Origin of the sequence: Nonomuraea sp. PA05 (assembly GCF_008086045.1) — a bacterium.
In the GTDB taxonomy this organism is placed as follows: domain Bacteria; phylum Actinomycetota; class Actinomycetes; order Streptosporangiales; family Streptosporangiaceae; genus Nonomuraea; species Nonomuraea monospora.
Window position 1 is genome coordinate 20,321 of sequence record NZ_VSEY01000029.1, and the last position, 14,549, is coordinate 34,869.

General features: G+C 70.3%; 14 protein-coding genes. 5 read left to right on the forward strand and 9 right to left on the reverse strand.

Annotation, left to right across the window (positions count from 1 at the left end; translation table 11 throughout):
- Window position 1: 1 nt before the first annotated feature.
- The gene (locus FXF51_RS37890) at window positions 2–1,618 is read right to left on the reverse strand and encodes an ABC transporter substrate-binding protein (RefSeq protein ID WP_148439549.1); all 1,617 of its coding nucleotides are present in this window, start codon (window positions 1,616–1,618) and stop codon (window positions 2–4) included.
- Window positions 1,619–1,632: 14 nt separating this feature from the next.
- Window positions 1,633–3,537 (reverse strand): primary-amine oxidase, encoded by a 1,905-nt coding sequence (locus FXF51_RS37895; RefSeq protein WP_148439551.1) that lies wholly within the window; start codon window positions 3,535–3,537, stop codon window positions 1,633–1,635.
- A gap of 189 nt (window positions 3,538–3,726) precedes the next feature.
- Here FXF51_RS37895 and FXF51_RS37900 point away from each other — a divergent pair, with 189 nt between their 5' ends.
- The gene (locus FXF51_RS37900; RefSeq protein ID WP_148439553.1) at window positions 3,727–4,728 is read left to right on the forward strand and encodes a LacI family DNA-binding transcriptional regulator; all 1,002 of its coding nucleotides are present in this window, start codon (window positions 3,727–3,729) and stop codon (window positions 4,726–4,728) included.
- Here the strand turns inward: FXF51_RS37900 and FXF51_RS37905 are convergent.
- Genes FXF51_RS37905 through FXF51_RS37915 form a run of 3 tightly spaced genes read right to left on the reverse strand, consistent with a single transcriptional unit; the run spans window position 4,725 to window position 7,150 of the window.
- Complete coding sequence (locus tag FXF51_RS37905; RefSeq protein ID WP_148439554.1) at window positions 4,725–5,558, reverse strand: class I SAM-dependent methyltransferase; 834 nt, start codon at window positions 5,556–5,558, stop codon at window positions 4,725–4,727. The genes FXF51_RS37900 and FXF51_RS37905 overlap by 4 nt on opposite strands.
- A gap of 42 nt (window positions 5,559–5,600) precedes the next feature.
- On the reverse strand, window positions 5,601–6,767 hold the full coding sequence (locus FXF51_RS37910) for an NAD(P)/FAD-dependent oxidoreductase (RefSeq protein ID WP_148439556.1): 1,167 nt from the start codon (window positions 6,765–6,767) through the stop codon (window positions 5,601–5,603).
- 20 nt (window positions 6,768–6,787) lie between these two features.
- A complete protein-coding gene (locus tag FXF51_RS37915) occupies window positions 6,788–7,150 on the reverse strand; it encodes a hypothetical protein (protein ID WP_148439557.1) in 363 nt (120 codons plus the stop codon).
- Between the two features lie 174 nt (window positions 7,151–7,324).
- Between FXF51_RS37915 and sigJ the strand changes: the two genes are divergently transcribed.
- Window positions 7,325–8,215, forward strand: coding sequence for an RNA polymerase sigma factor SigJ (gene sigJ / locus FXF51_RS37920; protein WP_148439559.1), 891 nt, complete (start codon window positions 7,325–7,327; stop codon window positions 8,213–8,215).
- A gap of 51 nt (window positions 8,216–8,266) precedes the next feature.
- Here the strand turns inward: sigJ and FXF51_RS37925 are convergent, their stop codons facing one another.
- Window positions 8,267–8,932, reverse strand: a complete 666-nt coding sequence (locus FXF51_RS37925) for a lytic polysaccharide monooxygenase (RefSeq protein WP_148439561.1) — start codon at window positions 8,930–8,932, stop codon at window positions 8,267–8,269.
- Between the two features lie 275 nt (window positions 8,933–9,207).
- Here FXF51_RS37925 and FXF51_RS37930 point away from each other — a divergent pair, with 275 nt between their 5' ends.
- The 3 genes from FXF51_RS37930 (at window position 9,208) to FXF51_RS37940 (ending at window position 11,494) form a co-directional block, all read left to right on the forward strand.
- Entirely contained in the window at window positions 9,208–10,425 is a 1,218-nt protein-coding gene (locus tag FXF51_RS37930; protein WP_148439563.1) for a helix-turn-helix domain-containing protein, read from the forward strand.
- 65 nt (window positions 10,426–10,490) lie between these two features.
- Window positions 10,491–10,823 carry a hypothetical protein gene (locus FXF51_RS37935; RefSeq protein WP_148439564.1) on the forward strand — a complete coding sequence of 111 codons (333 nt, stop codon included), beginning with the start codon at window positions 10,491–10,493 and terminating at the stop codon, window positions 10,821–10,823.
- Between the two features lie 344 nt (window positions 10,824–11,167).
- Window positions 11,168–11,494, forward strand: a complete 327-nt coding sequence (locus tag FXF51_RS37940; RefSeq protein WP_262380100.1) for a Uma2 family endonuclease — start codon at window positions 11,168–11,170, stop codon at window positions 11,492–11,494.
- A gap of 57 nt (window positions 11,495–11,551) precedes the next feature.
- Here FXF51_RS37940 and FXF51_RS37945 read toward each other — a convergent pair whose 3' ends face one another.
- The 3 genes from FXF51_RS37945 to FXF51_RS37955 are packed head-to-tail and all read right to left on the reverse strand — an operon-like array spanning window position 11,552 to window position 14,518.
- Complete coding sequence (locus FXF51_RS37945) at window positions 11,552–12,244, reverse strand: response regulator (RefSeq protein ID WP_148439568.1); 693 nt, start codon at window positions 12,242–12,244, stop codon at window positions 11,552–11,554.
- Window positions 12,214–13,332: a hypothetical protein gene (locus FXF51_RS37950; RefSeq protein ID WP_148439570.1), complete on the reverse strand. Its 1,119-nt coding sequence runs from the start codon at window positions 13,330–13,332 to the stop codon at window positions 12,214–12,216. The genes FXF51_RS37945 and FXF51_RS37950 overlap by 31 nt, the downstream gene beginning before the upstream one ends.
- Window positions 13,333–13,363: 31 nt before the next feature.
- Window positions 13,364–14,518, reverse strand: a complete 1,155-nt coding sequence (locus tag FXF51_RS37955) for a sensor histidine kinase (protein WP_148439571.1) — start codon at window positions 14,516–14,518, stop codon at window positions 13,364–13,366.
- Between the last annotated feature and the right edge of the window lie 31 nt (window positions 14,519–14,549).

Consider the following 14,549-nt stretch of genomic DNA (forward strand, 5'->3'; position numbering starts at 1 on the left):
GTTACTGCGACTTCTTCACGCGGGCGTCGGCGACCAGGCGCAGCACGTTGCCGTAGCCCTCGGTGGCGTACAGGCTCGGGCTGAGCTGGTCGCCCCGGTAGGCGACCGTGGCCGGGCGGGTGACCAGCGGGATCATCTGCGCGTCCGCGTCGGCCTTGGCGCAGACGTCGGCCAGCGCCTTCTCCCTGTTGTCCGTCTGCTTGTTGGCCGTGTCGATCAGCTTGTTCAGCTCGGGATCCGGCTTCATGAAGCCGACGTTGAAGCCGGCCGTCTCCGGGTTCCACCACTTGGTGACCATGCCGGGGTCGGCGTAGCCGGCGAACCACGACAGGGCGGCGTCGAACTCGGCGGGCGCCTTGCCGTACACCTTGCCCGACCAGCTCGCCTCGTCCATCTGCTCGATCTTGACGGTGATGCCGGCCTGCTGGAGGTTCTGCTGGATCACCTGGGCGACGGCGGGGGCCGGCTCGGTGTTGAAGATGGTCAGCGTGAACGACAGGTTCTGCGCTCCCGCCTCGGCCAGCAGTTGCTTGGCCTCGTCCACGCTCTTCGCGGCCGACGGCAGCGCGGCCGGGTCGCAGGAGCCCGGCAGGCCCGCCGGGGTGACGGCGGTCGGCTTGCCCTTGCCGCCGAGCGCCACCTCGGCGATCTGCTTGGTGTCGAGGGCGATGTTGATCGCCTGGCGCACCTTCGGGTCGGCCAGCTTGGAGCCCGGCTTCAGGCTGTTGAGCATCAGGTAGTAGAAGTCCGTGGTGGCCTGGGTGACGACCTTGACGTCCTTCGCGCCGGCCAGCATCGTCCCGGAGTCCACGTTGCCCAGCGTGGCCAGGGCGGCGCTGCCGTTCTGCAGGGCCGCGATGCGGGCGGCCTCCTCCGGGGCGATCGTGATGTTGAGCGTGTCGGCGGCGGGCTTGCCCTGGTTCCAGTACTTGTCGTAGCGCTTGAACGTCCACGACACGTCCTGGCGGTGGTTGTCCACCACGTACGGGCCGGTGCCGAGCAGCGTGGTCGCCGGATCGACCGACTTGTCGTCGATCTCCTTCATCGGCAGGATCGCGGCTGGCACGTTCGCCAGGGACGCCAGGAACGGCGTGTACGGCTCCTTCAGCGTGACCTTGACCTTGTCGTCGCCGTCCTTGACGACCTCGTCGACCGGGCCGAGCTGTCCGGCCCACACGCCCTTCGAGGCCAGCAGCCGCTTGAGGCTGCCCACCACGTCGTCGGCCGTCATCGCCCTGCCGTTGGAGAACGTGACGCCCTTGCGCAGGTGGAAGATGTACGTCTTGTCGTCGGGGGTGTCCCACTTCTCGGCGAGCAGCGGCTGAACGCCGAAGTCGGGGCCCACCGTGACCAGGGTCTCGTACGACAGCGACAGGAGCTGCCAGGTGGTGGCCACGTCGGCGAGCTGCGGGTCGTAGCCGGTGGCGGCGCCGCTGTCGATGTGCACCTGGAGGTTGAGCGCGCCGCCCTTGGCGAGGGCCTCGTCGGCGACGGCGAGATAGCCGGGGGCGGCGGTCTCCTGGGGGGCGGCCGCGGGGGTCGTGGTCGTTCCGGTGGCGGCGCAGGCCGATGCCAGCAGGGCTGCCGCGACACCGCAGGCCAGGCGTATGGGACGCATGGGCCTCTTCTCCTCTAGTGGCAGGATGAGCGTTGGGAGGCGCTCGGCGGGACGTCGAGCGTGGGGTTCCGGTCGAAGAAGCCGACCGGCTTGAGTACGAACCCGCAGGTGTCGACCGGCATGATCGGCCAGTCCTCGGTGCGGGGGAAGTGCGTCAGGCCGAACGTGTGCCACAGCACGACGTCCTGCCCGTCGATGTCGCGGTCGGCCCTGGTGTAGTCGGGCAGGCCCGCGCCGCCGGGATGCTGGTTGACCAGGTCTCCGGCGGGATAGCGCTCCGCGGGGTGGTAGCGGGTGACCCACAGGTGGTTGGTCGCGAACTCGGCCCTGCGGTGGATGCTGGACCCCTCGGCGGCCATCAGCGTCGGCTTGCCCTCGGGGAACAGCGCGTAGCCGACGGGGTGGCCCAGGCGGTTGCGCACCTCGGGGTTGACGACGTGCCAGGTGCGCTCCGTCTTCAGGTCGGCGTCGCGCCTGGCCTCCCGTTCGGTGCGCAGCCGGGTGGCGGTGCGGCCGAACGCGCTGCCGTACGGGCTCTCCAGCGGCCTGGCCTCGACCTCGTCCACGGCGTTGGCCACGCCGTCCACGGTCATGTCGAGCCGGGCGCTGAACAGGTGCTGGTGGTACGGCGCCGCCAGCCCCGGGGCGACCTCCGACGCGTACGGGGCGGCCCGGTCGTCGTAGGCGCCGGTGAAGACGATGCCGGTGGCCTTGACCTCCAGCTCGATGGTGCCGTCGAGGTAGAGGTACCAGTAGAAGCCGTAGTCGTAGTTGCCGACGGTGACGAAGAACGAGATCACCAGGCGGCGCTGCCTGCGGGTCTCCCTGGAGCCGTTGGCGGGGTCGGTGTGCTTCCACAGCACGCCGTAGTCCTCCTCGTGCATGCAGATCGCGTTCTTGATCACCTTGGGCACGCCGGCGCCGTCGGTGACGACGACGTCGAAGTAGGTGATCTCGCCGAGGCAGTCGCAGCCGAGTTCGAGGGAGTTGGCGAGCTTGCCGAGCTGGTACTCGCCGGTGTCGAAGTAGTTCTGCCAGAAGCGGATCGGGCTCGGGTCGCCGTACGGGACGACCATCTCGGCCACCGAGGCCCGGTAGACGATCGGCCTGGTGCGGCCGTCGTCCTCGAAGCCGATGCGGTGCAGCGTGAGGCCCTCGCGCATGTCGTAGCCGAGGCGCAGGCTCCACTTCTCCCACGTGACCTGCGGGCCGTCGATCGTGAAGCTGGGGCCCTCCGGCTGGGTGATGTGGATGGGCTTCTGGGTGGTGCGGTGCTCGACCTGGGTGTAGTCGCCGCTCTCCTGCGGGATGGGCTGGGGGCCGGTGTCCACGATCTCCAGCACCTCGCCCTTGACCAGATCGACGTACGCGACCAGGCCGTCCACGGGGTGCGCCCACGGGAGACTCTCGGGGGTCGGCATCAGGTGCGCCAGCACCCTGGCGACCCGCCTGCCCTCCTCCTTCGCCAGCCCGAAGTGGCCGGCGCTGAGCGCGGCGAGGTAGACCTGCGCGGGGTCGTCGATCCCCCGCTCGGCCAGCGCCTTAGCCCAGTCCGGGTCCTCGCGGAGCACCCGGCGGACCAGGGCGTGCTCCTCGTCCAGCATCGGCACCTGGCCGTCGGTCAGCGGGTCGATCGGGGCGGTCGTCTCGACCCGGCCCTCGCCGACCGACACGACCACGTCCTGCGCCGCCTCGGTGGCCAGGTCCAGCAGGAGCGCGCGGGCCCTGCGGTCGGGGCGGGCGGCGCCGTCCTCGTACGCCAGCACCTGGTCCTTGGGCGGCTCCTCCAGCCCGAGATAGGCCACCCGGACGGTGCCGGACAGCAGGCCCTCCGCCATGAGAACCCGTCTGACCTCGTCGATCTCCTGTGCGGCGAGCGGGTCGAGAGGGTGGGGATGCTTCCCGGTGGACAGGTGCAACGTTCGGCCCCTTTCTGATGCCGGAACGTTCCGGCAAGTTTCGCGCTAACCTAACGGCGACCGCCGGAGGGCACAAGACCTGGAGCCCAGCCGAAACACATCGTTTACGGACGAGGGGCTCGAAGGGGGGTGCGAATGGGCCGCTACCATCGGGGCGTGCGAGCAGACGAGCCGGTCACACATCGGGGCATGCGAGCAGACGAGCCGGTCACGATCCTCACCGTCGCCCGCGAGGCGGGGGTGTCCAAGACGACGGCCTCCGACGCGCTGCGCGGCTCAGGACGCGTGTCCGAGCGCACCCGCGAAACCGTGGTGGCGGTCGCCGAACGGCTCGGCTACGTGCCCAACGGCTCGGCCCGGCACCTGCGCAAGGCCAGCACCGGCACGATCGGGCTGCACGTGCCCGAGGTGCTGACCCGGTCCTCGTACTACATGTCGTTCGTGTTCGGCGTGGTGGAGCAGGCGGCGCGGCACGACTACGACGTCACGCTCATCACCTCGGGGCAGCGGCGCGCCCGGCCGCCCCGCGTGGACGGGCTGGTGCTCGGCGACCCGCTCGGCGGGGATCCCGTGGTGGAGAGCCTGATGGCGACCGGGCTGCCCACGGTGTCGTGCGAGCGCTTCCCCGGGGCCCGGCAGGCCGACGGGGTGGTGTGGTCGGAGCACGCGTCGATGCTGGGGCGGCTGCTCGACCACCTGCTGGGCGCCGGGGCGGCGCGGCCCGGCCTCATCGTGGCCGGGGACGAGAGCGACTGGGCGGGCAGCGTGCACCGGGGGTATCTGGACTGGTGCGGCGGGCACGGGGTGGCGCCTCTGGTGCGGCGGGTGTCGTTCGACGCGACCGGCGACGAGATCCGCGCCGCCGCCCGCGCCCTGCTCGCCGCGACCCCGGACGCCACGACCCCGGACGCCATGGACGCGCTCGTCTGTGCTCCGGCAGGGGCCGCGACCGAGGTGGCGCCGCTGCTGCGGGAGGCGGGCAGCGGGGTGCTGCTCGCCTCGTGCGTGGACAGCGCCGCCACCCGGATGGCCGACCCGCCGATCACCGCGATCGACCTGCGCCCCCGCGAGGCCGGGGCGAGCTGCGCCGAGCTGCTGTTCGAGCTGCTGTCGGGCGCGGCACAGGCGGGCACGGAACGGGTGCACCCCATCGAGCTGGAGATCCGCGCCTCGACCACGCCCCGCCCCTAGAGGTGTCTGGCGGCGAACAGGATGTGGGTGCCGCCGTCCACGGCCCCGGGCTCCCGGCAGGCGGCGACCTCGTGCTCCAGGAAGCGCGCCCATCGCCCGGGATCGGCTTCGAGCGCGGCGAGCACGTCCGGGTCGCCGAGCGAGGCCCAGTTGCTGGCACTGAGCGCCACGACCTCCCCACCCGCCCCCCGGATGAGGGCGGCGAGGTCGGCGGAGCGGAACATCCGGCAGACGTGCCCGCCCTCCACCCCCATGTGACGCAGGTCGCCGGTGCGCAGCACCAGGTCGTTGGCGTCCTCCCCGGCCCTCTCCGCGAGCTTGACCACGCCGGGCAGGAAGGTCCGCCAGGTGCCCAGCAGCGACATGACCGAGCCGGCGACCAGCCCGCCCGGACGGGTGACGCGGAACAGCCCGCGCAGCGCGTCCCCCGCCTGCTCGAAGGCGTACGACAGCGGCCCGCCGAAGGCGAGCACCAGGTCGAACTCCCCGTCGGCGTACCGGCCGGTGTCGCAGACGTCCAGGACCTCCCACCGCTCCACCGACGCCTCCGCCTCGCTCCCGCGCAACCGCTCCTCGTTCAGCGCCAGCTGCACCGGGGAGAGGTCGGTGACGACGACGGTCGCGCCCAGCGCGGCCAGCTCGAAGGTGAAACGCCCCGGCCCCGCGCCCACCTCCAGCACCCGATCCCCCGGACGGACGAGCCCCGCGAGGAGGCGGCGGTGCACCTCCAGGCTGACGCGGCCTCTGACGTCACCGGCCAGCCGGTGCCACTCCGCGTCCCCGAGACCGTCGAAGTACCTGCGCACGTGTTCCCGCGACTCGATCGTCATGGCGAGCATGATGACAACCGCACGACCGGGCGGGCGATCGATTTACCGCGTCGCCGTCAGCTCGCTCCGCGCGGGACGCGGGTCGCCCTTCACCCACTTGGCCGAGCCCGGCCGCCTGGCCTCACCACGGATCCTGGCCACCGCGAACTTGCAGGTCAGCTCCTTGATCGCGGCCCCCGCCCGGCCACCCACGTACACGTTGATCGCAGTGTCGTCCTTGCGGGCGAACTGCCGGATCCCGGCCCGCCGCCCGACGCTGACACACGCCCCGGAGAAGCCCAGGGTGATCTTCTCCGGCTCGGTCCCCTCGATGCGGCTCAGCACGGTGTTGGCGGCCTGCGCGCCGAGCGGCCCGGCGGCGTAGCAGCTCATCCGCAGGGCCCGGCCCGACGGCGCGGCGGCGTCCCCTGCGGCGACGACGCGGTCGTCGTCCACGCTGGTCAGCGTCTCGTCCGTGATCAGCCGGCCGAGCTCGTCGGTGCTCAGCCCGCTGGCGACGGCGAGCTGCGGCACCCCGAAACCGGCCGCCCAGATCGTCAGCGCGCTCGCCCGCTCCGAGCCGTCGCCCAGGACGACCGCGTCCGGCAGGACCTCGCTCACCACGGCGCCCTCGACCACCTCGACCCCGTGCCGCGACAGCCGGCCGGCCACGTACCGGCGTCCCCCCGTGCTGAAGGACGGCGCCAGGGTCTGCCCGCACACCAGCGTGACCCGGCGCCCCTGCTCGGCCAGCTCGGCAGCCGTCTCGATGCCGGTCAGCCCGCCGCCGACCACGGTGATCGCGGCGTCGGCGGGCAGCTCTGCCAGCCTGGCGCGCAGCCGCCGCGCGGGCTCGTACTCGGCGATGTCATGGGCGAACCCGGCCGCGCCTGGCACCTGCGACGGGGTCGCGCCGACGCTGCCGACCGCGTAGATCACGTAGTCGTAGTCCAGCGCGCGGCCCGACTCCAGCCGTACCGCGCGGGCGGCGGTGTCGATGCGCGCGGCGCTGTCCACGACCAGCTCGACGCCCTCGCCGAGCAGCGTGCCGTAGTCGATCGCGGCCTGGCCGGTGCCGGCGACGTACTGGTGCAGCCTGATCCGGTCGACGAACTCCGGCCGGGAGTTGACCAGCGTGACGCGCACGTCGGAGCGCATCCGCAGGTGGTTGGCCGCGAGCGTGCCCGCGTAACCGCCGCCGATGACGACGACCTGGTGCGAGGTGGACATGATGCGGGATCCCTTCTCGTTCACGATCTCTTGAGCACGCGGCTGAGGTGCAGGAGGCTCATGCCGAACATCAGCACGCCCAGCGGGATGTGCAGCGTCGTCAGGTGCGCGATGCCCAGCGCGACCTGCGCCGACGTGGCCGCCAGGAACCCGGCCGCGTACAGGATGGCCTTGGGCGAGCCGCCGCCCGGCCGCCACGCCAGCACCGCCGCGAGCACGTGCACCACCGCGACGACGAACACGGTGTACGCCGAGGCGCTGTGCAGCACGTGGCCGTTCGGGGTGGTCAGCAGCAGCCCGGCGGTGACCGGTGCGGCGAAGACGGCCAGGGTCTGCAGGGCGATCACGACACGCAGGAACGTGGTCGTCGTGGATGTGGGCATGAGGTCTTCTCTTCTCCGGCTCGTACCTTGCTTGCTTGCCTGCGCCTTTCGGCTCCGGTACGTCCGACAGGACTGCCGTCCGGAATGTGAGGTGAGCACCCCGGCCTCACAGTTCGCGGGGCTCTGCGGTCGAATATGTGCAGCCGGAGATGAGCAAGGGAGCCAGCGACAACGATGGGCACACAACCCGATCCCGCCCTGAGCGTGATCATGAGCGAGCGGCGGCACCTGATCAATCTGGGCTACCGCCTGCTCGGCTCACTCGCCGACGCCGAGGACATCGTCCAGGAGACCTACGCCCGCTGGTACGCCATGTCGCGCGCGGAGCAGGAGGCCATCGAGTCGCCGGGCGCCTGGCTGACGAAGGTGGCCGGCCGCCTCTGCCTCAACGTGCTCTCCTCGGCGCGGGTCCGGCGCGAGACGTACGTGGGCGAGTGGATCCCCGAGCCGCTCCCCGACCTTCCCGAGGCGGCCAACGGCGACCCCGCCGACCGGGTCACCCTCGACGAGTCGGTCAACATGGCCTTCCTCGTCGTGCTGGAGTCGATGACCCCGGCCGAGCGCGTCGCGTTCATCCTGCACGACGTGTTCCGCTATCCGTTCGCCGAGGTCGCCGACATCGTCGGCCGCAGCCCGGCCGCCTGCCGCCAGCTCGCCACCTCCGCCCGCCGCCGCATCCGCGACGCGCAGGCCCCCACGGCCAGGCCGCCCCGGCAGGCCGACGTGGTGCGCGAATTCAAGCGGGCCTGGGAGGCCAAGGACATCGACGCCCTCATCTCCCTCCTCGACCCCGGCGCCACGGTGATCGCCGACGGCGGAGGCGTCGTCAGCACCCTGGTCCGGCCGGTGGAGGGCGCGGAGCAGATCGTGCAGGGGTTCACCAGGCTGTCCGGCGTGCTGGGGGACGTGACGATCCTGGAGCGGACGGTCAACGGGCTGCCGGGGCTGATCGTGCAGCGCGACGGCGTCACGGTGACGGTGTGCGCCTTCGAGGTCGCCGGCGATCGGGTCACGCGCATCTGGGCCGTCCGCAACCCCGACAAGCTGCGGTCGTGGACGTCCTGAGTCACGGACGACCCCGCCGGGCGGGTGCCGGGCGGGGTCGGAGCGGGGCGGCTAGCCGAAGTTGACGTCGCTGCAGAAGTAGTACGTCTGGTCCATGTGCGAGGCCTTCCACACCGTGAAGACCACGTGCCGGCCGGTGCGCGAGCCCTTGCTGAGCCCGGTGATCGGGTACGTGTTCGCGGGCGCGTACCTGGGCGTCGTCCGCACCAGCTCCAGGTGGTTCCACCCGAGCGGCGTGGTCAGGGCGTTGTACCCCTGCCGGCTGATGTAGACGAGAATGTAGTCCGCGCCGTGGTATGCCTGGTCGGTGAGGCGGATGTCGAACGTGCTGCCGAGGTTCGTCATCTTCCAGGCGCCGGGGTTGTCCATGGAGCGGTAGCGGCCGTCCTGGGTGCGGCCGGCGCTGCAGAGCTGGCCGTTGGGGATGACGCCCTGGTGGTTGCCGGCGACGCCGTCGCGGTAGAGGCCGTTCCAGTTCCACATGGCGTTGGTGTTGTCCTGCCACGCCTGCCAGCACATCGGGTCCGACTGCTGCATGGTGGGGTTCTGGAAGTCGCTGCCCCAGCGCAGCCAGCAGCCGTAGTTGCGGGAGGCCGGGTCGACGACCGAGCCGTGCGCCGAGGCGGTGCCGGTCAGCGGGACGGTGAAGATCATCGCCAGGGACATCAGCAGGATCAGGGCACGCTTCGCCCGGCGGGGTGGTGCTACGTGGGGCATGTGCGGTCTCCGTGTTCCGGTCGGGGGTCCGGTGGTGGGGAGCGCTCCCGGTGGGGGACGGTATCTGACGGGGTGGGCGCGGCCAAGTGAGGGTGGTTGTCAGTGGGCGGGGCGACAGGCCGAAGCCTTGATTGAACTGCGGAAAGGGCTTTCCGGAAGCTGGTCACAAAGTTGAAAGTTTCAATCTGGCTGCTGTTCGCTCTGCGTAGCCGTCCGAACGACCACCACTTACTCTGGGCAGGGGGTCACCAGCGGACCCGGAGAGGGTGCAACTGATGGACATCCTGATCATGGATCAAGGACGCATCGGCCCGCGCATCGCCGAAGCCCGAAAGCTCGCAGGACTGACACAGGACGGGCTGGCCATGCTCGTTCCCTGCTCCAAGAGTCTCGTGTCACAGGTCGAGCGGGGCAGCAAATCCGCGACCCCCTGGTTCATCGCGGCCGTAGCCCGGGCGTTGCGCATCGATGTCACCGACTTGACCGGCCAGCCCTACCGGGGATCCACCGGGCACGCCGACCGCGTCCATGCCAGCATTCCGGCCATCCGTGTGGCCCTCAACTACTGGGACGTACCGCCCGAACTGGAGGCCGAGCCGAGAAGTCTGAACGCGCTGCGACAAGACGTGCGCGCGGTCGTCGCCCTGCTCGACAAAATCGACTACGTGGAACTCGGCAAGCGCCTGCCGGGGCTGATCGAAGAGTTGGCCTTTCTCCTGCACGACAGCGTAGGCGCCGGTCGCCGGACCGTGGCGGAGATGCTGTTGCACGTATTCGTGGCGGCGAAGTCCATCGCATACCGGCTGGGGTACGTCGATCTGACGTCGGTTGCGGTGGACCGGGCGACGCAGGCGGCACGCGAGACCGACGATCCGGCACTGCTGGCTTACGTCGCCGAAGAACGCTCCCAGGTGTTCTTCGCCTCGGCGGCCTACCGTGCCGGTCTCACCTTTCTCGATCGTGCCCATCGAAGCTTCGACGCGTTGATCTCAGAAAGCGAACCGGGGCTCGCCGTCACGGGCTCCATGCATCTGCGATCCGCCATCCTGTCCGCCCGGATGCATCCACGCAGCTCGGAAGCCTGGGAACACCTTGACCTGGCACGGGAATACGCCGCACGCATCGGACGTGACACCATCCACTACGGGCTTTCCTTCGGGCCGAGCAACGTACGCATCCATGAGATAGCCGCCGCGATCGAGCTGGAAGATCCCGATGAGGCGTTGCGGCGAAACGAAGGTTTCGCGCCGCCCCGCACTCTTTCTCCGGAGCGATCCTCACACCACTACATCGATCTCGCGCGCGTGCAACTCATGGCGGGAAAGGCGGACCGCGCCCTGACTTCCCTGAAGAACGCCGACCGAATTTCGCCGCAGCATACCGCATATCACCCCATGGCGCGCGAAACCGTCAGAGGACTTCTTGGTGCGCACGCTCGCATTCCGGAGCCGTTGCGGTCATTGGCGCGACGTATCCAAACGACAACCGCATAGCCCCTGAAGGCAGGTCGCACGAGGCGTGCGATTTCTCCGCGTTGGACGCCCTTAGTTTCGAGGGCATGCGACAAAGCAACCTCGTTGATGACGATTGCGGCTCCGCAGTCGCGAGCGAGTACGACGACGCACGCGGCAGCGCCATACGACTGCAACGCGAACTGAGTCAATTGGGGATCACTTCGGACGTGCACGACGGCTATCGGCTGGCGCAGCTCTCCGTGTGGGTCGGGCTGGTCGTCTGGTGCGACGGTGAGCGGTTCTGGTGGCGTACGGGCTGGGATGCGAAGCGGGAGCGAGTCGTCTACGCTCGCCATCTCTCCAGCGACCCGGCCCGAGCCGCCTGCCGCATAGCCCACCGCTATGCACAAGTGCGCGAGGCTCAGCCATGTCCATGACCCTGCAACAGGTGATCGACGCCTTCCCAGGATGGCACATTCACGATATGGCCGGAGGCTGGGCGGCAGTTCGCTCGAGCCTGGTGCCCAGGGAAAGCCCGCTGTCCAATGTCCGCTGTGGAGCCACATTGGATGAGCTGGCCAAGAACTTGTTGTCCGAGTCTAGGCTGAGCACGTGACCGACGGAAACCGCTACGAACTGTGCAATGGCAGCCTTCTGGTGAGCCCTCCGCACACCGTTCGCCATCAAGTGGCCCTCAAGAACGCCCTGTTCGTCCTCGAAGACGCAGCGACGAATGACTTGGTGACACTGATGCAGGTCGACTTCCGCGCGTCGGACGCGGATTGCTACATTCCCGGATTTTGTAGTCATGCCCAAAGAGGCAGCGTTCAGCACAGAGCCCATGGCCTCACCTCACCACATATTGCTCATCGGGGAAATCGTTAGCCAGACCACCAGTAAGCAGGACAGAGGACTCAAGCCTCTGGCGTATGCGGAGGCAGGCGTCCCCACCTACTGGCGGATCGAGCCGGACGAAGGCCCGACCCTGTACGTCTACGAGCTGAACGGCGGCAAGTACAAGCCACCGACCGCCTACAAGGCCGGCACCGTGGCGAAGCTGACGAAGCCGTTCCCCGTGAGCCTCGACCCCGCCCAGCTCCTCGAATAACCCTGGACCCCGGCTCTGCCGGCCCCCTCCCGCCGGGAGTGCCGAGGTCCAGGAGCCTCATTCCCGCTGCTCCCGAGCGGCCAGCGAAGTGTAGACGGTCACCTCGTCAGGCTGCACCAGCCCGTCCTGGATGGCGCAGATGAGCAGTTTCTCTTTGGTGGGCGCGGGCCTTCCGGCCGCCGCGTATTTGACCCGCGCCCGGTCGATGTACTGCCGCACCGTCCGTTCCTTGATCCCCATCCGCGCCGCCACCGACGCCTTGGACATGGACTGGAACCAGTACAGCAGCGCCGCCCGTTCCTTGTCGGACAGCTGTGGCCGGTGCGGGCCCTCGTCGGTCGCGATGGCCTGGGCCATCGGCGGGGTGACGGAGGGCCGGTCGGCGGCCACCTCCAGGATGGTCTCCACGCAGGACTCCCGGGTCGCGCGGCCCTTGCCGATGAAGGCGGAGGCCCCGGCGTCCAGGACCTTGCGGACGATCTCCGGTTCCTCGTGCTCGGAGAAGACGATCACGCGCTGGCCGCCCGCGCACAGCTCGGCGACGCGGTCGACGACCATGGTGCCGTTGAGGTTGAGGTCGAGCAGGAGCACGTCGGCGGTGGTGCCGCGGACGGACTCGATGGTGGGGCCCTGGGCGACGAGCTCGATCGGGCTGGGCGGCCCGAACCACGACCGTACGCCGTCCACCACGACCTGGTGGTCCTCGACGAGGGCGACCGTCACCGGTCCTGCCAGATGCTGTTCACCCATACCTCACCTCCCAGCCGCTGATAGCTGACGACGACGCCGCTGGCCTCCTGCACGGGGATGGGGCTGATGGGCAGGTCGTCGTTGTCGGCCACGACCGCCACGCTCACCATGGTGGACATGGCGGACACGGTGACCCTGGCGCGGGTCCTGGCGCCGTCCAGTGCTCTGACGGGCGCTCTGAGCAGGTCTTCGCGGACGCCGTCCGGCAGGGTGGGCAGGTGCTCGCCGAACGGCGGGGCGGTGACGAGGACCTGGCGGCGTTCTGCGGCGTCGATGCGTTCGCGCAGGACGGCCACCAGCTCGTCGGGGACGTCCTCGCGTTCGGTGATGAGCCTCCGCAGGCGCATCGCGCCGGCCGTGCAGTCCTCGCGTACGCGCGGATCGCCGGGGTCGGCGCCGTTACCGAGCTGGGTGAGCAGCGACTCGGCGACGTCGCGGATGGCCTCGTAGCGGCGCAGCCGGTCGGCGTGGATGCGGTGGGCGGACTCGCGCCAGGCGTCGTCGGCGGCGAGCTTGCGGGCCAGCAGGACGGTCTCCTCGGCGCGGGTGCGCAGCAGGTGGCAGCCCGCCATGTAGCCGAGCTGCATGGTGACGCCGCCGGCGATGACCACCAGGTACTTGGCGATGGAGACGCGGTCGAACGAGCCCAGCAGGGCCATGGCGGTGAGCATGATGAGGGCGTTCGCGGCCAGGAAGGCGACGATCTCGGTACGCCAGCGCGGCCGTCCCCAGATCAGCATGACGCCGATCCAGCCGATGGAGCCCCAGCCCCAGTCGCTGATGCCGAGCAGCTCTTCCGGGCGGCTGGCGACGATCACCGCGATGTCCACGGCGAGGGTGGCCAGGGCGAGCCCCAGGACGCGGTCGGGACCGCGGGAGCGGCGTGACAGGGTGAGGGCGCCGATGACGAAGATCACGGAGTAGAGGATCCAGGCCGCGACGGCGAGCCAGGGCCAGCGGAAGGAGGCCCAGCCGGTGAGGGTGACGGTGAGGTCGTAGCCGAGGTGCCAGACGCCGGCGATGACGACGGCGCCGAGCGCGGTGTAGCGGGCGTAGCGCAGCGCGATCTGCTCGATCTCCTCGGTCATGGCCGCCCCCCGTCCTGCCCGATCGCCCCGGTCATGGCCGCCACCACAGGCTCACTCGCGTGCCGCGGTCGCCGGAGGAGATGCGGGCGCCGCCGTTCGGCAGGGAGCGCATCGTGTCGAGGATGGAGCCGCGCACGCCGAACCGGTCGGGCGGCAGCCGGTCCTGGTCGAACCCGCGGCCCGCGTCGGCCACCTCGACCACGATCTCGCCGTCGCGCCTGGCGGAGACCAGTTCGGCCTCGCGGACGCCGGCGTGCAGGGCGATGTTGGCCAGGGCCTCGGTGACGGCGCGGGCGAAGCGTTCCGCGACGTCGCCGGGGACGGTCTCGGGGGTGAGGCGGCGGCGTACGTCCAGGCCGGTGGCCCGCCCTGCGACCTCGTCGAGCAGCGCGTCGAGGGCGATGGGGGCGGAGTCGGCGTGCGGCTGGTCGCGCAGCTTCTCCAGGGCGGCGAGGTCGGTGGCGACCTGGTCGCGCAGGGTGGCCGACGGCTGGTCGTAGGTGCCGAGCCCGACCATGGTGAGCGTGTGCAGGGAGGTCTCGTGGATGCTGCCGACCTGGTGCAGCTCGTCCTCGCGGCGCAGCCGTTCGACCATGAGGGAGATCTCGGTTCGCGCGCTCTCCCGCAGGAAGGTGTCGGCCGAGGCGGCCGAGCGGCGCAGCAGCGTCATGAGCAGCACGATCGCGAGGAGTTGCACGAGGTGGATGCCGAGGGGCCCGTACACGTCGTGCTCGGACGAGGCCAGCCGCACGCCGGCGGCGAAGGCGCCGGCCAGGAGGAGGCCGATGGGCACGGCGATCGCGGGCCGCCAGGTCACTCCGGCCATGACGATGGTCATCGTGACCAGCCCGTGCACCCAGCTCGACCCCGTGACGAGCGTCTCGGTCGCGACGAGGTGTCTCTGCGCGAGACCCAGCGCGACGATGATGGCCACATCACTGGCCACCAGCCAGTAGGGCAGCAGCTCCTTGCGGAAGAACACCCGCATGTACAGCCCCGTCCACACGGCGTGGACGAGCAGCAGGGGTGTCAGCCACGCGGCGGAGACCGGCGGCACCGCGCCGAACAGGGCCGCGACGACGGCCACCGCGCCCACCGCGCTGCGCGCGCCGGCCCCGGTCCGCGCGACGGCCTTGGTCAGCTGCCTGGTGGCCGAGTCGTATCTCGTGGAGCCGGATGAAGCCATGAGCCGTCCGCACGCGATATGGGCATCGAAC